This is a genomic window from Microvirga vignae (assembly GCF_001017175.1).
Taxonomy (GTDB): Bacteria; Pseudomonadota; Alphaproteobacteria; order Rhizobiales; family Beijerinckiaceae; genus Microvirga; species Microvirga vignae.
In genome coordinates this window covers 1-17880 of the sequence record NZ_LCYG01000072.1, presented here as the reverse complement: position 1 = coordinate 17880, position 17880 = coordinate 1, and the positions used below count along the sequence as shown (strand labels likewise).

At 64.6% G+C, this 17880-nt stretch carries 12 protein-coding genes and 6 pseudogenes; 2 read left to right on the top strand and 16 right to left on the bottom strand.

The annotated features are described in order from the left end of the window. On the bottom strand, positions 1-248 hold a 248-nt coding region (locus tag AA309_RS33515; RefSeq protein ID WP_150117731.1), incomplete at its 3' end, for a transposase. 142 nt (positions 249-390) lie between these two features. On the opposite strand from AA309_RS33515, the pseudogene AA309_RS24490 reads away from it, so the two are divergent. Then, positions 391-546 (top strand): annotated as a pseudogene (locus AA309_RS24490) (IS256 family transposase); the annotation flags it as partial. Positions 547-578: 32 nt separating this feature from the next. On the opposite strand, the gene AA309_RS24485 reads toward AA309_RS24490, so the two are convergent. From AA309_RS24485 to AA309_RS24415, 14 genes and pseudogenes are all read right to left on the bottom strand, one after another. Next, entirely contained in the window at positions 579-1418 is an 840-nt protein-coding gene (locus AA309_RS24485; protein ID WP_047191649.1) for a hypothetical protein, read from the bottom strand. Between the two features lie 211 nt (positions 1419-1629). Next, positions 1630-2508 (bottom strand): annotated as a pseudogene (locus AA309_RS24480) (IS3 family transposase); the annotation flags it as partial. A gap of 270 nt (positions 2509-2778) precedes the next feature. Further along, positions 2779-3834, bottom strand: a complete 1056-nt coding sequence (locus AA309_RS24475) for an IS110 family RNA-guided transposase (protein ID WP_047191647.1) — start codon at positions 3832-3834, stop codon at positions 2779-2781. A gap of 80 nt (positions 3835-3914) precedes the next feature. Continuing rightward, positions 3915-4175 (bottom strand): annotated as a pseudogene (locus AA309_RS33510) (transposase); the annotation flags it as partial. A gap of 156 nt (positions 4176-4331) precedes the next feature. Beyond that, positions 4332-5414 (bottom strand): type 2 isopentenyl-diphosphate Delta-isomerase, encoded by a 1083-nt coding sequence (fni, locus tag AA309_RS24465; RefSeq protein WP_047191653.1) that lies wholly within the window; start codon positions 5412-5414, stop codon positions 4332-4334. An 85-nt stretch (positions 5415-5499) separates the two neighbouring features. Continuing rightward, positions 5500-6402: a terpene synthase family protein gene (locus AA309_RS24460; RefSeq protein ID WP_047191645.1), complete on the bottom strand. Its 903-nt coding sequence runs from the start codon at positions 6400-6402 to the stop codon at positions 5500-5502. After that, positions 6399-7949, bottom strand: coding sequence for a hypothetical protein (locus AA309_RS24455; protein WP_047191644.1), 1551 nt, complete (start codon positions 7947-7949; stop codon positions 6399-6401). The genes AA309_RS24460 and AA309_RS24455 overlap by 4 nt, the downstream gene beginning before the upstream one ends. Positions 7950-8256: 307 nt before the next feature. Further along, a complete protein-coding gene (locus AA309_RS24450) occupies positions 8257-9255 on the bottom strand; it encodes a polyprenyl synthetase family protein (RefSeq protein WP_047191652.1) in 999 nt (332 codons plus the stop codon). A gap of 105 nt (positions 9256-9360) precedes the next feature. Then, positions 9361-10696: pseudogene (locus tag AA309_RS24445) on the bottom strand (cytochrome P450). Then, a complete protein-coding gene (locus AA309_RS24440) occupies positions 10696-11535 on the bottom strand; it encodes an SDR family oxidoreductase (RefSeq protein ID WP_047191643.1) in 840 nt (279 codons plus the stop codon). Before AA309_RS24440 ends, AA309_RS24445 begins: the two are co-directional and overlap by 1 nt. Then, positions 11522-11830, bottom strand: coding sequence for a ferredoxin (locus AA309_RS24435; RefSeq protein ID WP_047191642.1), 309 nt, complete (start codon positions 11828-11830; stop codon positions 11522-11524). Before AA309_RS24435 ends, AA309_RS24440 begins: the two co-directional genes overlap by 14 nt. Before the next feature lies 1 nt (position 11831). Next, positions 11832-13124 (bottom strand): cytochrome P450, encoded by a 1293-nt coding sequence (locus AA309_RS24430; RefSeq protein ID WP_047191651.1) that lies wholly within the window; start codon positions 13122-13124, stop codon positions 11832-11834. A gap of 90 nt (positions 13125-13214) precedes the next feature. After that, positions 13215-14409, bottom strand: a pseudogene (locus AA309_RS24425) (cytochrome P450). A 2027-nt stretch (positions 14410-16436) separates the two neighbouring features. After that, complete coding sequence (locus tag AA309_RS24415) at positions 16437-16622, bottom strand: hypothetical protein (RefSeq protein WP_150117730.1); 186 nt, start codon at positions 16620-16622, stop codon at positions 16437-16439. A gap of 16 nt (positions 16623-16638) precedes the next feature. Here AA309_RS24415 and AA309_RS37845 point away from each other — a divergent pair. Next, positions 16639-17114, top strand: a pseudogene (locus AA309_RS37845) (IS6 family transposase); the annotation flags it as partial. A 62-nt stretch (positions 17115-17176) separates the two neighbouring features. On the opposite strand, the gene AA309_RS24410 reads toward AA309_RS37845, so the two are convergent. Further along, entirely contained in the window at positions 17177-17644 is a 468-nt protein-coding gene (locus AA309_RS24410) for an SgcJ/EcaC family oxidoreductase (RefSeq protein ID WP_047191639.1), read from the bottom strand. Positions 17645-17880: the final 236 nt, after the last annotated feature.

Here is a 17880-nt window from a genome sequence, read left to right as displayed (position 1 = left end):
CGGAGCCGCGCGATCTCCGCCGCCTGATCGGCCGGAGAGGCCATGGGAGAGGCGCTGGACGTTGGGGTTCTGGTACCAGCCCTGGATCGAGGAAGGCCCCCATTCACAACCGCCCGCCAGTTGCGCAGCATGGAGGGAGAAATCCCTAACTCCGTTGCGATCTGCATGAGGGGTCGCCCGCTGCTCTCCAAAAGTGCAACGGCCTCTCGTTTGAACTCTGGGGTGAAGTCCCGTCTCGTCTTCGTCATCAAACACCTTCCAACTCCCACAGGAGCTTAGCAAAGGTGTCCACCAACGCGAGGGAGGATCAGGGTGATGACGGTGTGAGAAAGGCGACGTATCGAGGCGGGTGACGAGCCTGCCAGAACCTCTTCGGGAGAGCGATACGTCATGAACGAGACTACCAACATTGTCCGCCTTCGTCAGCACGACGAGATCGATGATCCTCTGACCGATATTCTCAGGGCGGGCGCCCGCAAGCTCTTGGCCCAAGCCATCGAGATCGAAGCGGAAGCCTTCCTGGCGAACATGCGCGATCTGAAGCTGCCGGCCGTGCGGCGGCAGAACTCGAGCTAAGTTCACATAAAGTCGTCCTCGTACGCGTAGCCGGAGCTTGCTACAGGGTTATCTCTGCTCTCACTTTCCTCAACTTTGCAGAGAAATTGTTGAGGTCTGTTTGCACGCAGCCATTCACCGGCGCTGTTCGTTGTCCATTTGTCGGAATGCTGGGTAGGATCAAGTACCATATTGCAATCGTCCACTTCGACGAACCCCATCTTCGCCGCGCGGGCTTTTGCTTCCGGGTTGCCAGGGCGAGAGAGGAGCAACGGTCGTTCGCCGTCGAGCCGAAGTTGATACTCCAGCAGAATATCGCCCGCGTTCTCGACAAGCGGATGAGTAACCCGAAGATCGACAGTGGAGGTGATGTCAGTTCGCTCAGGAAACAGTTCCCGCCACTTTTCGCCTTTGAAGTCAGTCATAGGGCATCCGCCTTCCGTTCGTAGGAGGGCGACAGTTTTACTTCCTAATCTATAGCTGAAGTATCGCGCTTGCTCTGAATCTTTAGTGGTGCCGTATTTCTTTGCGACCTCTGCGGCATTCTTGGCTCGTGTGGATACGAAATCCGAATACTCCTGCGGATTGCTGGCGATATCTTCTATTTCTTTACTATGAAAGGCCTTCGCTTCCTCCCTGAATGTAAACTTGTCGATCTCCACCACAGGAGGTTTGGGAACGAGGGAATACGCCGGTGCTGGCGAAGATGAGCGAGCGTTGGAGTCGGCTGTGGCTAAGTGCATGTTGGCGAAAGTGTCCGAGAAACTTTGGGTTCGCTCGCTGTCGGCTGTCCACGAATTTGTTTCGTCAGCCACGCCATTGCGTGTCCATTCACCGGAAAAGCCACCAATTCGACCGTACATGACGATTCGCACTCCTAAGGAGCATCATTTTCGAGGCTGGTTATGCCCTGCAGCGCACGATAGTCAGCCCGGCTGACGATAAGCTGGCGTAGGCGTTCTGTGGATGTACGAGAAAACCCGGCCTGGTTCAGCGCTCGCGCCTGAGTAATCAATCAAGCTGCGGCATACGCCGAATGGACCTGCTCCGCTTTTTTGGAGAGCGTTTTGGCAGCTATCCGGCCAGCCTTTCAAACTGAACCGGACTGACATAGTCAAGTGTCGAATGACGCCGGGCGGGGTTGTAGAATCCGTCGATGTAACGACCGATCGCCGCCTTGGCCTCAGCTCTGGGCTGGAACACCGTGCGCCAGACCAGTTCGGACTTCAAGGTCTTGAAGAAGGTCTCGACCACCGAATTATCATAACAGTTGCCTTTGCCGGATATCGAGATCCCGATGCCGTGCTTCCTCAACTCGGCCTGATACTCAATCGAACAATACTGACTGCCGCGATCCGCGTGATGGGTCAGCCTCTCACCATGTCTTCGGATTGCCAGAGCCTTGCGCAACGCCTCGAGCGCCAACTCCTTGTGCAGCCGGTCACTGATCGCCCAGCCAACCACCCGTCGAGCAAACAGGTCGAGCACAACGGCCAGGTACAGCCATCCCTCACTCGTCCACACGTACGAGATATCCGCGTTCCATTTCTGGTTCGGGCGCTCGGCCGCGAAGTCCTGCTCCAGTAGGTTGGGAGCAATAGGAAAGGCATGATGGCTGTCGGTGGTGCGTTTGAACCGGCGCTTCTGGCGAGCCTTGAGGCCATTCTCGCGCATCAGCCGAGCCGTGCGGCGTCGCCCGACCGTCAGGCCCTCATCCTGCAGCTCGCGGGTCACGCGCGGGCTGCCGTAGGTCCCGTTGGAGCGGGCAAAGGCCGAGCGAATGTGAGCCAGCAGCACCAGATCCTCGCGCTGACGGCTACTGGCCGGACGGCTTCTCCAGGCGAAATAGCCGCTGGGGCTGACACCAAGAACCTGGCACAGGCGCTGGACGGGGAAGCTCTCTTTCGCCACATCGATGAACTGGAACTTCATCGACTTCCCTCCTTGGCGAAAATCTATGGACCGGCCGTGCGTTGCAAGAGGGTGCTTCAGATTGGATGAGAGACGGTTTGCATCAATCTATCCGGCCTCTGGGTGGAGCACCTGCTCCGGGCCATCATGGAAATCCGCGCGCACTGGGCCTTTTTAGCGGTGAGACCTCAACGGGCCATTTTTTCGCTCAGGCTTCCCGTGCGCCGGGCAACCGTTCATCCATCCTGTCACATCCTTCCCGCAAACCTCGGTGGGAACTCGATAGCCGAAACGCCTGCTGCTCAAGCGGTCTTACGGCACCTGGGCGGCAATCCCCGCGTCATAGCCTCTTTCGCGGTACAACACGCTCCAGGCGATGCGCGCCAGCTTGTTGGCCAACGCGGCAGCCAGCACATTCCGATGCAGCCTAGTCAACGCGGCTGTCAACCAGTGTCCAAAGCGGTGTCTTTGCCAGTTTTGGGGGTGCTGCAGAATAGCCTGCGCGCCGCCTACGAACAGGGTGCGCAAGTAGCGGTTTCCACGCTTGGAGAGGCCGCCCAGGATGGTGCGATTGCCGGTCGAGATCTGCTTGGGCACCAGCCCGAGCCAGGCGGCGAAGTCACGGCCTTTGCTGAAGGCTGCTCCGGTTCCAATCGCTGCCACCATAGCGCTGGCGGTGATCACCCCGACACCCGGGACATCCATCAACCGCCGGCAGCCCGCGTCCTCTCGCGCCAGGGCCGTGATGTCCCGGGTCAGCGTCTCGATGCGTTCGTCCAACTGCCGCCAATCGTCTGATAGATCCTCGATCAGGTGGATCATCCGCGGCGAGAGCACGTCCGTGCGTTGAGACAGGAGCGTGGGCAGAGCCTCGCGCAAGCCCGCAAGCCCCTGACGCACCGGAAGGCCGCATTCGAGGAGGAAGGCGCGGATCTGGTTGATCACCGCCGTGCGCTGGCCGATCCGGCGGCGGCGCACCCGATGAAGCGCTTGGAGATCAAGTTGTTCGGCCGACTTCAGCGGCACCGGACGCATGGTCGGGCGCTGGACCGCCTCGGCAATGGCTTCGGCATCGCGGTAGTCATTCTTGTGACCCTTGAGAAACGGTTTGACGTACTGGGCCGGCAGCAGGCGCACGTCATGGCCAAAAGCTGCGAGCTGACGCCCAACATGATGAGCCCCGGCGCAGGCCTCCATTCCGATGAGACAGACCGGCACGTTAGCCAGGCAGGATTGCAGCTGCCCGCGCGCGATCTTGCGGCGCAGCAGGATCTTGCCGCGGGCATCCATGCCAATGAGGTGGAAGGTGTTCTTGCCCAGGTCGATGCCGATCGTGGCGATGGCCTCGGTTGTGGTCTGGTGTGACATGGCATGGCTCCTTGCCTGCGGGACAATCCCGCCCTCCCATGCTCCACCCGGGAGCACGGCCGGTCCATGCCATTAGCCGTGGTGGCCTTTTTGAGGATCTCCCGTTCCTGGCGCAGGATCTCGTTCTCGCGCCGCAGCCGCTTCAATTCGGCTGCCATATCCTCCTGCCGCTCCTCGGGCGGATTCTCGATCTCACGCTCGCGACGGCGGTCGAGCCAGTGGCGCAGAGTCGACAGGCCGACGCCGAGATCCGCGGCAATTTCGCGCCGGCTGCGGCCGCTGGTCAGGGCGAGCCGCACAGCCTCGTCCCGAAACTCCTTCGTAAAGCGTGTCTCGGGCATGGAGATCCTCCTGCTTCATGAGAGGCTCTCCAGTTTTTCGATACTGCTGGCGAACTCCTCATCCTGGAGTGGGAGCCATCATGAGCTTAGTAAATGCGGATTGACGTGTTCGTGCAAGTGGCGTGCCCGCGAGCCATGCACTAATACGGACGAGGTTCATTCGCCAGCAGTATCTTTTTCGAAGCAAGTCCAACCGGCGGGCAGATGCGCCGAGGGCAACAAGCGCGCCTGACGCAACGCCGCCAGATCAGCCGAGCCGGTGCAGAAGCAGGCGACGGCCAATTGGCGGATGACGATCTCGAAATGCGCGACAACCGCCTCGGTGGACACCGTCGCCGCGCGCAGCACGCCGGCCGCCTGCCCGGCGATGTCCGCGCCCAGGCGGATGGCCTTGGCCACGTCGACACCGTCGCGGATCCCGCCCGACGCGATCAGCTTCACCGTTGGCAGCGCCCGACGTACCGCCTGCACGCTGGCCGGGGTCGGAATCCCCCAATCGGCGAACGCCATCGCCACTGCACGGTCGGCGGCATCGCGGGCGCGCTCGCCCTCCACCGCGGCCCAACTGGTGCCGCCGGCGCCGGCGACATCGATCACCGCCACGCCCGCCTCGACGAGCGCACAGGCCACCGAGGCGGACAGGCCCGACCCCACTTCCTTGGCCACGATCGGCACGCCCACGCTGCGCGCGGCGCGAGCGATCTGCGCCAGGACGCCGCGCCAGTCGCGGTCGCCCTCCGGCTGTACCGCTTCCTGCAGCGGATTGAGATGGACGATGAGTCCATCGGCCTCCAGCGCATCCACCGCCTGGCGCGCCAGGTCCAGGCCGTTGGCCTCGCGCAGTTGCGCGGCGCCAATATTGGCCAGCAAGGGAATGTCTGGGGCCAAGCGGCGCAGCGCGCGCGTCAGCCCCTGGGAGTTGCGGGATTGCAGGCTCACGCGCTGCGAACCGACGCACATGGCGATCCCCAAGGCTTGCGCTGCCTCGCTCAGATGCCGGTTGATGGCCTCGGCGCGTGGCATGCCGCCGGTCATAGAGCTGATCAGCAGCGGCGCGCGCATGATCTTGCCCAGCAGCGAGGCGCGCAGGTCGATCTGCGTCAGGTCCAACTCGGGCAATGCGCAGTGTTCGAACCGGATGTACTCCCAGCCGGCGGCGGCCGTGGCCGTCGCCGTTCGCCGATCCAGCACGATGTCCAGATGGTCGTCCTTGCGCCGGCTCAGGGCTGTGTCGCTCATGCTCGCTCCATCCGTCGCATTGGGCGACGGCGTTGCGTCGGATCGGACCGACGGCAGCGCGCGCACGCCGCCGCCTCCCGCGCGTTCAGGCCGGCGCACGCTGGCCTCCCCCCGCAGCGTCGCTGCGGTAGCGGCTGGCCGACGTCTGGTAGTACTGCGCGCGGATGGCCACCATGGCCTCGATCAACGGTCCCCACGGCGCGGGAAGGCGTTCTTCCGCCATCACCTGGTGCAGCATGCGCGTATGGCCGGCCAGCTCGTCGTTGAGGAACTCCACCACAGGCATAGCTGGATAGCGCTGCAGCAGCAGGATCGCCGCGTTGTCGGCCTCGCCGGCCGACCTGTCCTTGTCGCGTCCATGCAGATCGTTCTGCAGGCGCCCTATCGAGGAGATGAGCCGCAGGACCTGGCGAAACGCCGGACGCGCGCGCAAGGTCGCCATGTCCAGCCCCCACAGTAACGACAGGCAACAGAACACGTTCGCGTAGGCGATCGAATCGATGCCGTTGTGCAGGTACTCGGCGTAGGACCAGCGTTCCGCCCCTGCCGCCTGCGCGTGTCCGGCGCGCAGCGCCGCGCAGTAGCACCGGGTATCGTCGAGAAGCTGAGCATAGTCGCGACGATCGTAGGCGAGCGCGGCCAGCGAAGCGCGCAGCACAGCGCAGCCCTCGAATCCGGGGAGCGCGCACGGCACGCCCTGCCCCAGCGCCTGCTCCACCGCGGCGAGCTGCTCCGGCGCGATCAGGCCAAGGTCGTGGCAATCGTCGAGCCAGAACAGCAGCGCCAGTTCGCGATAGAATGCCACGGTCAGCGTTTCGTCCTGCGGATCGCGGCCGGTGCGGGCGCTGGTGTCGCGCAGGCTCGGGTGGATGCGCTGCAGGATGTACTGGCCACCCCTGACCGCTTCCACGGCATGCTCATCGGCGAACCCGGTCAGGGAACGCCCCCACTCCAGCACCTGCTGCAGCGCGCGTTCGGTCTGGATCATGGCGCCGCTCCTGCTCCCTCGGCCAGGACGCGCCGTCCCCAACGAAGCGCCAGCCACAACCCGGCGAGTTCGGCCACGCGCACGACCCGGGTGGGGCAATACAGTTCCTTGCCGATCCACAGCGGCGTCTGTGGCAATGCATGCGCCGCATGGCGGGCGAGCATCCACTCCAGCGCACGCGCCACCGCCTGCGCGATGCGCCGGCGCTCTGTCGGCTCTTCGCTCCCGTCCATCACGTGCAACACGAACAGTGCATAGGCGGTTTCCTCGAATGTGGACGCGCGACCGGCGCCCCAGCCGCCGTCGTCGCGCTGCGCCTGCAGCAGCGCCGCCAGCGCGCGCTCGTCGCGCCACTGGGGCTTGCCTTGCGCCAGCGCAGCGACCGCATGCGCGGTGGGATACAGCCACGAAACGTGCCATTTTTCGTTGTCCCATAGACCGCGCGGGTTGCGATTGGCCTCGACGTAGGCGCTGGTGCCGGCGGCGGGCTTTCCCAACAGTCGCAACGCATGCAGAGCATGGATGTTGGTCGACATCGAGGCATTGCGCTCGCCGGGGAAGGTGACGAACAGCTCGCCGATTTCGAAATGGCGCAACGCATCGACCGCCGGGTCGCGACCTGCAAGGCACAGGACGCACAACGCAACGGCGGTGTCGTCCGCATCGGCCGCGAAGTGCAAGGCCGGGCCCAGACCGCGCACGCCCAGGCGGGCGTCGAGCTGCGCGACGATCACGCGCACCGCCTCGGCGAGCGCGGGATGCGCGAACAGCCCGGCCAGATGCAGGGTGTACAGCGACCAGCATGGCTCGAACACATTGATCGGCCAGACGTTGGGAACGACACCTTCGATGCCGCTGCGCGTCGCCCGCGATGCCGCCTGCAGATACGCGTCGGCGCGCCCAACCTGCGGCGTGCTCCCCTGTGTCACGGCGTGCGCACGCCACGCGGCGGTGGCCGCCGGACTGATGCCGATGCTGCCGTCGTCATCCGGGCATGCGGTGGTCGGCGACGTCCCCCAGGCTTCCCAGGAGTGCAGCAACGGATGGCCGCTCGGCAACGTCGCCATCGCTCCGAGCTTGACCAGGCACGCTTGCCGCAACGGCAACAGCGCCGCGTGGCGCGGAAATGCCACGCCGCCCAGCAAGGATGCGGCCTCGCCGCACAACTGCGGCAGGATCAGCTCCGCGCCGATCGGCGCGTCTTCCGGTACCGCATGCGCGTAGGGATCGGGCTGGCGCTCGAGGAACCGGGTTGCAGCCTGGACTGCGTCGGCAGCGCCGGGAAGAGGATCGGCACGCTGCAATGCCAGCAACGCCGCCCACGTGGGCGCATGGCGGAACAGCGGGAAGTCCGCGCTTCCCCATCCGCCATCGGCCTGTTGCTGCGCGATGAGCCACGCGTATGCGTCTTGCCGACCGGTGACGTTGCCGTGGAACTGCAGAGATCGCGCTGTGTCGTAGACGGACGGACCGACGCTGCCGCCGTCGCTCATCTCGCTCAGCAGGTGGCGCAATTCGGAAAGGATCTGTTCGGACAGTGCGTTCACGCGGGATGTTCCTTCTGCAGACGGTTGACGAGAACCAGGATCGGGCAGACGCCGCGCACGTCGCCGCAGGCCCGTCGCGGCCCGGCGCATGGGCAGCGCCGGACGGCCGCCCTGCTCCGGCGCGGCGACGCACCCCGATGCTGGCGCCGGTCCGCCGCATAGGCTTGCGCGCAGCGCGCCGCGTGCGCCGCGGCCGTGCTGGGTACCCGCTGCGATCGGCGCCGCGGGCTCGGACACAGTGCAGCATGCACAGCTGCCGCCGGCCGATCGCAGCGGCACAGGGGCGACACCATGCGGACGGGCGCGCTCATGCGCATGGCGCGTGCTTGAACAGATACGCGTTGGCCCGCTGCAGCATCTGCGCCAACCGTTCCGCACGCGGCCCTAGCGGGGCGATGGCCTCCCCGGCGTCGCGCAACAGATCCAGCGCGAACTGGCGCGCTGCCTGCAGCCCCATGATCGACGCGCAGGTCGGCTTCTGCGCCGCCGCGTCCTTGCCGGGGGTCTTGCCCAACGTCGCGGTATCCGCAGTCGCGTCGAGAATGTCGTCGACCACCTGCAACGCCAAGCCGAAACAGGCGCTGTAACGATCGAGCGCACAGTACAGAGCAGCGTGCGCGGCATCCTCCGCGATGGCGCATAGCGCGCCCATGCGAACGGACGCGCGCACTAGCGCTCCGCTCTTCATCCGGTGCATCGCTACGATCCTGTCCAGCTCGACGTGCTTTCCGACCAGCGACAGATCCATGGCCTGCCCGCCTGCGGCACCCTCGGCGGACACCGCCTGCGCCAGTTCGCGCACGAGCGCGATACGGTTGTCGCCCGGCGCATCCAGGCTCGCCAGGGTCAGGAAGGCGTGCGCCTGCAGCGCATCGCCGACCAGGATCGCAGTGGCTTCGCCGAACTTGACGTGCACGGTCGGAAGGCCGCGGCGAAGCACGTCGTCGTCCATCGCGGGCAGGTCGTCGTGGACCAGGGTACAGGCGTGCATCATCTCGATGGCGGCGCCGACGTCGTCGAGCATGTGCGCCGGCGTGTCGGCCAGTGCGCCGGCAGCCAGACAGAGCAAGGCGCGGGTGCGCTTCCCGCCATGCAAGGTGGCGTAGCGCATCGCCGCCATCAGCTCGGTCTCACCGTCATCTTCGGCGCAGAGAAGACGCGCCAGCGCCTGTTCGACCCGCTTTGCGCCGTCCTGCATCCAGATCTCCGGCAGCAGCCTGCCGGATGCGCCGCGCGCCTGCGCGCCCAGTCCGCCGAGCGCGGAAACGCCAGTTCGGTCGTCGTGTAGCGTGGAACCGGTCTGCATGTTGTTCATGTCCTTGTCCCTACCAGGAGACGGCCACGGCGAGCGGCGAGCCGCCGCGGTGTTGCCGGCGCCGCTGCCTCGCCACACGGGGCATGCGATGCCAGCTCATGAGAATCCGATGCGGATTGTCATGGGCAGATGTGCGGTCGGGTAATAGCGCCGGCCTTTTTTGGACGCCGCTCAGCAACCGCGGCCGCACCCCGGCCTTGTGCATGGTCAGCGCCAAGGCGATGCAGAACTGCACCAGTTCCAGCCATACCAGGTGGTAGCCGATGCAGACGTGTGGGCCGGTACCGAACTGCAGCATGTCCAGCGGCCGGATCGGCTCCGTGCGTTGCAGCCACCGCGCCAGGTGGAACTGATCAGGCGCCTCGTGCAGCAGCGCCGAGGTCGAGAAATGCAGCAGCGGGATGCACAGATGGGTGCCCGCGGGAATGCGCCGTTGGCCGAGTTGCAATTCCTGCAGCGCGCGACGCGGCAGGAGCGTGGTCGCCGGATGCACGCGCAGCGTGTCGCGGAACAGCGCCTCGGCGACCGGACACGGCGCCAGGTCCGCGTGCCGGGTCGGCACCGCGCCCACGTGTTGCGCCTCCTCGACCAGGGCGTCCCACAGCACAGGCTGCCGCGCCAGCTCGATTACTATCCAGGCCATCGTCGAGGCGGTGATGTCGTGACCGGCAAGCAGCAGCAAGCGGATATTGGCGACCAGGACGTCATCGGAGAGCGCATCGTCGCTGCGATCGAAGGCGCTCACCATGTCGTTGATCAACCCGGTGCGCGCGGCATGCGCGCGCGCGTCGCGGACGAACTGGCGCAACTGCGCGTCGATCCAGTCGCGGGCGGCGCGGCCGCGCCGCAAGGGCAGTCCGGGCAGGTCGACCGGGGGCGCTACGATCAACTGCAGCAGTTGCCGGTACTTGCGATGCCATCCCGGCAGGTCCTGCGCGGGGATTCCCATAAGGCTGAAGATGAGCTTGAGCATCAGGTCGCCGGTTTCGCGCAGGATGGTTACGTCGCCGCGGTCGCGCCACGCCTGCACCCGCGCCCGGATGACGGGCGCGAACAGGTCGCCGATGCCGGCCTGGGTCAACCCCTTGGGCAGGAACGCCGCCTTGATCGCATCGCGCGCCTGCCGGTGCGCGCCGCCGTCCTGGGCGACCAACGTTCCGCCAAGCAATTCGGGCGCGATCTCTTCGATCGGCGCCGAGGACACGTCCTTGTGCCGGAGCAGTGCGAACGCATCCGGATCCACGCAGGTCATCAGGTGTCCGGCAGGGCCGAAATCCAGCCAGAAGTGGCTGCCCAGCGTCCGTTCCGCGCGCCGCAGCAGGTCGCAGACGATGGCGGGAAGATGCCCGACCAAGGGGAAAGCGCCGGGCACGACCGGGATGTCGTACCGCAGCCGGTGCCGACGGTCCAGCGGGTTGAGCAGCATGTCCATCAGCAGCGCGGCGCAGCGGCCGCTTCGGCGGTGTCGCCGGCAAGCCGCGCGGCGCGGCTGTTGCCACCGTCGGCGTACGTCGGCACATGCGCCAGCACGCCGCCGTCGATGCACACGACCTGGCCGGTGATGAACGCAGCATCGTCGGAGAGCAGGAACGCCACCAGCGCGGCCACGTCCTCGGGGCGGCCGACGCGCGGCAGGAGCTGGTGCCGGCGCAGATGCCGTTGCATGCACTCGTCCAGCTTGGCGAGGAGACGCTCGGTCATGGTGAGACCCGGCGCAACCGCGCTGCAGCGGATCTGCGCATGACCGTACTGGGTGGCGAGCGAGGCCGACAGCATGTTCATCGCCGCCTTCGACGCGGCGTAGGACGTCTGCGCAGTGTCGCCGCTGAGCCCCTGGCACGAAGACATGTTGACGATCGCGCCACCGCCGCGGGCGATCATCCGTGGGATGGTCTGCCGGCAGCAGAGCAGCGTGCCGCGCAGATTGGTCGCCATGGTCTGATCCCAGACCGCCAGGTCCAGGTCGAGGATCGCGCGGTCGCGCGGGGTCAGATGCATGGCGCTCGCGTTGTTCACCAGCAGGTCGACCCTTCCGAAGTGCCGCTCCGCCGTCTCGAACAGCGCTGCCACCGCCTGCGCATCGGCGATGTCCATGGCCAGGGCCAGCGCGTGGCCCGCTTCGGCCGCGATCTGCGCAGTGCAGGCGATGGCCGCCGAGCCATCAATGTCGGCCACCACCACTCTGCCGCCCTCGCGTGCGATGGCGAGGGCGCATGCCTTGCCGATGCCGGCGCCGGTCACCCCGGCCACCTTGCCTTCAAACCGTCCCATCGTGTCCTCCTGGATTGCGTTGGTCTTTCGCGGCATGCCACTCGGCCTCCGCCGGAGAAGGCGCAGGGTCGGCGCTGGCGCGTTCGTCATCGCCAGCGTCGCTTTCGATGACCCGAATGGCGGCGACCGGGCACTGGCTGGCCGCGAGCCGCACGGCGGCGTGCAGCGCCTGCGGGACCGTCGCCACGCACACTTCGGCCACGCCGTCCGGTTCGCGCTGGCGAAAGGTGCCCGGCAGCGTCAGCACGCACTGCCCGGTGGTTCCGCACAGATCCTGGTCGACCACGACGCGCATCTCAGCCCCTCCCCTGCGCATGCAGCCGCACCGGCAGTGCGCGGAACGTCCTAAGGAACGCGGAGGGCTCCCGGGCTGGCTGCTCGGCCAATGCCAGCGTGGGGAAGCGCGCCTGGATCCGCGGCAGGCTCTCGGCCAACTGCACTCGCGCCAGTTGCGCACCGGGGCAGAAGTGGATGCCGTGGCCGAAGCTCAGCATGATCTTCCCGTCGGTCGACATGCCAGGACTGGTGCCGTAGAACCGCGCGGGATCGAAGCTGTCGGGATTGGCGAAGGCGTCCGGGTCGCGATTGCCGGCCGCGATCAGCACGCGCACGTCCGCGTTCTTCGGGATCACCACGCCGCCCAGTTCGATGTCGCGCTGGGCGATACGCGGAGTGGGGCTGAACAGGACGGGCGCGTCGCAGCGCAGGACTTCTTCGACGAATGCCTTCACCCCCACGGCGTCTCCCTGCAGCCAGTGCCGCTGTTCGGGATACGCCAGCATCGCCAGGACCGCATGGTCGATGGTCGCAGCAGTGGTGGCGAAGCCGCCCAGCAGCATGCCCCACAGCATGCTCATCAACTCCGCATCCGACAGCATGTCGGCATCGTCGTCGTGTGCGCCGACCAGCATCGACACGATGTCGTGGCGGGGATCGGTGCGCTTGCGCTGTATGAGGTCGCCGAAGTAGGCCTGCACCCTGGCGCTGGCCGCGTCCGCCGCGGCGAGCTGGGGATCGCTGGCGTGCGGGCCCAGGCCTTCCACAATGGCGCCGATGCCGGCGGCGAGCCCGAACATGTCGTCCTGGGGCATGCCGAACAGTTCGGCGAAGACCAGTATGGGCACGGCCAGCGCGAATTCTCGATGCAGGTCCACCGCCTCCCCGCGCTCCAGCGCGGGCGCTATGCCGTCCAGGCGCGCTGCGACGATGCGCGCGATGCTCGGCCGCAGGTTGTCGATCTGGCGCATGGTGAAATCGGGCGAGATCAGCCGGCGCAGACGCGTATGCGTTGGTGGATCCTTCATCGCTAGCGTGGACGCCAGCAGATTGAGCGACAGGCTGGTCGCCGCACGCGGGAAATCGCGCGCCAGTTCGCCCGGCGCCGGCCCCCGAAACGCATCGCCCGTGGCCTTGAGCGCCCAGTAGATGTCGGCGTGGCGGCTCAACAGAAAGAGGCCCGACGCCGCGCGATGCACCGGATCGTGCTCGCGCAACCACCGCATGAACGGATACGGGTCGTGGTGGCACGCTGGCGACGCCAGTTCGGCGAAGGCGTCCCGGCATGCTGCCGTGGTTTCTTGCTCGTCCATCTTGGTTACCTGTTGGCTGATCTGACCGGCGCGCGCCAGGCGCGCCGGCAAATTGCGGAGAAGATCGCGATTCCCGGCGGCGTCCGCGCATCACCAGAGCACCGGGAACTCCTCGAACCCGCCAGTGATGATCTCCTTGCGCAACTTCAGTTCTTCGGGCGCCACGGCCAGGCCCAGCGCGGGAAAGCGCTGGAAGATCGAACCGAACACCACCTTGAGTTCCAGCCTGGCCAGCGCCATGCCGATGCAGGAGTGCGGCCCGTAGGAGAACGCCAGGTGCGGCTTTTAGTCGCCTCCGATGTCGAAGATTTCCGGGTCGTCGAAATGGCGCGGATCGAACGACGTCGCCGGCAGGCCGACCAGCACCTTGCTCTCCGCGGGAATATGCACGCCCGCGATGGTCACGTCGGTCCTCGGATAGCGCATGATGCCGTCCCAGCCCGCGCCCGGCGGGTACATGCAATATTTCCTCCACCGCTTTGTCCACCAGGGATGGATCGCCGACCAGGCGTTCGCGCTGTTGCGGATGGCGGAACATGACCAGCAGGCCGAATTCGATCTGCGCGACGGTACTCTCGTGCCCCGCCACCAGCATGCCCGCCGCCAGGCCGATCGCCTCTTCTTCGGTCGCCTAGCCCTGGTCGACCGCCGCGAGCAGATCCGTCAGCAGGTTGTCGCCCGGATCCTGGCGCTTGTCCCGCATCTTGCCGCGAATGTAGGCGCGCAGTTCTTCCCAAGCTAGGCGCGACGCGCTGCGCGGGCCGCTTTCATGCTGGTGCGTCATCACCTCGTCGGACAGCCAGGCGAAAAAGGCGTGATCCTCGTAGAGCACGCCCATCAGCGCACTGATGACCATGGCCGGAAGCGGAAAGGAGAGGTGGCGCCGCAGGTCGGCGGGCTGGGCCGCCAGCGTCTCGAACAACTGCGCGGCGATCGCCTCGACCTGCTGCGTGAGCAGCTTCACCCTGCGGTTGCTGAAGGCCGGCGCCACGATCGTGCGTGACCGGGCATGCTCGCCCCCCTCGTGCGAGACCAGCCACCCCGGCGAACCGAGAATCACCGAATCCGGAGTGAATGCCGCTGGCGGCATTCCCGCGGGCCGGAACGCCGCGGCGGACAGCGCCGCCTTGGCCTCGTCGTAGCCTGTCACCCACCAGCCTTCGTGCCTGGACGGGAAGCGCACGCGGTGGATCTGACCGTTGGCGCGTAGCGCCAACATCTCGGGCGAGGGCTCGATGTGATCGACGCGCCACATCGGCAGCGTCGGCAAGGGTTGTTCGGACATGGTGGCACTTCACTCTCTAAGCGATGGAAGGGCGGAAGGTGACCGGCAGGCGCTGCGGGCAGCGAATGACGTATGACGGCATGTAGACGACGTCCTCCGCGGCCATGGTCAGCGCCAGATCCCTGTAAAGGGCGACTGAGATTCACGTTTGTCCACGCGAGACAATATTTTGATCATACATGCGCTTCTAGCATCACGGGATGGCCTGAAGGAGCGTTTATCAGCTTAAGTTGATGGTGCTGCCCTGACACGTTGCTTCCCTTCCCTCATTCCATTGATCGCGCTGTCACCCAAACCTGAAGATCCGGTCGGCAGCTACTGCGCCGCGCAACGAGGAAGTTGCAAAAGGCAAGCCAACTGCGCAGAAAGAGCCGCAGAAGAAATGTTCTGCAGATTATTCAACGACTTCAATGAGAGTGCGGCAGGACGCTAGGCCACACAGCACCGTGTCGGGGACTCCACAAAGCCGACAGGAGGTGTCGGGGGCCCAACATATTTCCAGGGATGGCTGTCGCTGAGCATGTTGGCGTGAGATTGAACGAAGCCGCTCCGCGGCGTGACGAGCACGGTTGCCGAGGTGCGTCCAGCCTGAGAAGATGGGGTGTTGGAGCCCACCTCTCAGACAGGAGTCACGAGAGAATGAGGTTTTGTGGGGCGGCTATGGAGCGCTCGAGGGCAGCTCTCGCTGACCGGCAGGTAAACATGGTGAGATGGCGGGCTCCTGAAACTGATTCATGACTGAGTGCCCCACAGATCCTAATGCTCCCAGTGTCGACCGCGAAGACGACCCTGCTCCCGGCAACCGGCCATCAATGGCGCCAAACGAGTACGTAGCGCGGCCGCAATATCTGCTTTCTGTTCGCCGCCCGTCAAACGACCGGCAATGACATCGTTGAGCAATTGCGAGAAAGGACTTGATCAATGAGCTGCGATTAGACAATCCCATCTAAACACTTAGTCCGAAATGCCAATCCCCGTGTAGGTACGCGACCAGACAAGCCCATCATATGTGAATGAACCCTGCATCCCAGCGCGGGCATTCTCTCGCGAGCATGAAAGTAACTTGGCAATGTGCTCGCGTTGGAAGCGGCTTCACCGGAGAAGAAGACGGGCGGCTCGTCTTCGTGGACGGCACGCTTGCAGCCATTCTGGTTTGCCGCCCGAAAGACTGCGAAGACCCTGAGCTGAGGGGCAGTTGGTTCGTAGAGGCTGGGTTCGGTCCGATCACCGGAGTGCAGGAAACATTCCCGAGCTTCGAGGACGCAGTGGCCTGGATCCTTCGGCGCTTCAAAAGCTGGGAATACCTCATGCGCCGGAGCAGCGCGCTTCATTAGAAGGCCGCAGAAGCCATTCTTGCTCCAGGGGCACCGTTCCACGTCCAAGATGTCGGATGACGGCTTCTATCTGTTCCATGCCCTTGCGGCTGCGCCTGCTTTCAGAGCCACTATCGAGTTCGTCTGGGGGAGCCTTTAAGATGCCGTTCTCGCTCTGGGGCATCATTTCCACGTCGTGCATGGACAATGCCTGCAAGCGGTCGCCGTATGGGACTCTGCGAGGCATGAAACGTCTACACTTGGCTTCGCAACGAGAGCGTTGATGTTTGAATCAGATGTCTAGGGTGCTTAGAACGGCATCGCCACGGTCTGAGCAACCGATTCAACGTCACGTGCACTCGTTAAAGATCCTTAGTAATGGTGAGAGTCGCTTTGAGCCGTGTCTTGATCTGGTCACAGTCAAGCTGCATCACTCCGGCAACTTCAATAACACAAAGGTGGAGAATGAGGAGAGGGTATCTTATTGCGGTCTATGGGCGGGTGGGACTTATCGTTGCGGCATTCGTGCTGATTGCTGGGATCATCGCAGCCCCGCTTCTCCCAAGCGTTGGATCGCCTGTCGTAACTGCTTCCAAACCTTAGTATGAGCCGGCGTTTCGCCTGCCTATTACACCAGCAAGCCTACAGGCGAATTAGCCGCGAGCCCGCTTCGTCAGGACACCCCAGGCCAAGAGGGAGGCGACTGCCTCCCCCTCATACTGAGCTACCTATTGGAGGTGTAGGTCCGGCCAGATTGAGACCGCCATTCGTCAGGTCAACGCTGAAGCGCTTGAATAGCCCGAGGAACTGGTTGGTGGTAATCTCCATGTCGAAGCTCTTAACAAGCAAAGGATCCGCTTCATCCAGAAGCCACTGATCAACCGTCTCGTAATCAGCCATGTCCACGATGACCGCTCGCACGTTGGCTGATCGAGGCGTCCAAGTTGACGATACGACGGTGTTTCGCTGGATTCAGGCTTATGTACCAGAACTCGACCAGCGCATCCGTCCGCATCGGCGCATGACAAACGGCTCCCGGCGTGTGGACGAAACATGCATTCGCGTGAAAGGCGAATGAGTTTATCTCTACCGCGCCGTCGATGCGACCGGGCAGACCATGGACTTTCTGCTTTCTCCAAAGCGGGATGCGGGTACCGCCCGGACGTTCTTCCGCGAGGCCTTGGGGCAACCGCATGTCGAGCAGGACCACCGGCGCATCAAGCGTCTGGTCCGGTCGGGGCTGGACTTCAAAAGCTTTTCGACCAGCTTGCAGACAATTGCTGGCTCTGAGGCAATGGCGATGCCCGCAAGGGACAGGTTGTCTGTGCACCAGCAAATGCCATGGGCGCTCAGCGCGACTTCATGGCTAACCTGTTCGGTGAAGTCGCGTAACTCGCGTTCCTGTTGGCCTTTGCTCGACCTATGTCAAAAGTTGCAACAGAACCTTTACGTGCTCAATGTGCCAACGCCTTCTCGGGCATCATTGAGGAATGATGCGAGGAGATCAGCCACGTGCCGTTCTTGTACTCGTAGGTATAGGTGTAGCGGGCCGGAACCTGAGAGCCGTCCTTGAACGTGAAGGTGTAGGTGCCCGCATCCACTGCTGAGTTGCAGCCGATCTTGATGACGCGGCTATCGACATTGCCGCGCGGGTGATTCTCTAAGAAGTGCGCAAAATAGTCGATGCGCTCGGCCTGGGTCAGGCGCGGCTTATTCGACAGCGTCGGGAGCAGGATGGCATCATCCGCGTAGTTCTTCGCCACTTCCGTGGCGTTGAGCGTGGCGAGAGAATCGTTCCAGCGGTCGAAGAGCTTGGCGATGTCGGCCTCGCTGACCACAGCGCAGGTTTGGGAGGAGGCAGCCGCGGCAGACTGCGCCTGGACGATGGCAAAGGCAAGGGTGGCGGCAATCACAAAACGCATGGTTAGGTCCTTCTGACGGTGCCATCGAGCACGCCCCGGCAGCCAATCGCGAGGATCTTCTTAGTCCAGCTAGTGGTGTGACACTAACGCTTTTTTCGCACGGGCGACCTTTTCCAGGATAGCTGAGACCGGGGCCCGATGGTACGTCTGGGGGGTGTGCGAGAGCAGGATCGACACAGCTCCCGCTGGGATGTCACGCGCGGCCAGCTCGACATCGTCCATGCGATAGAAGTTCG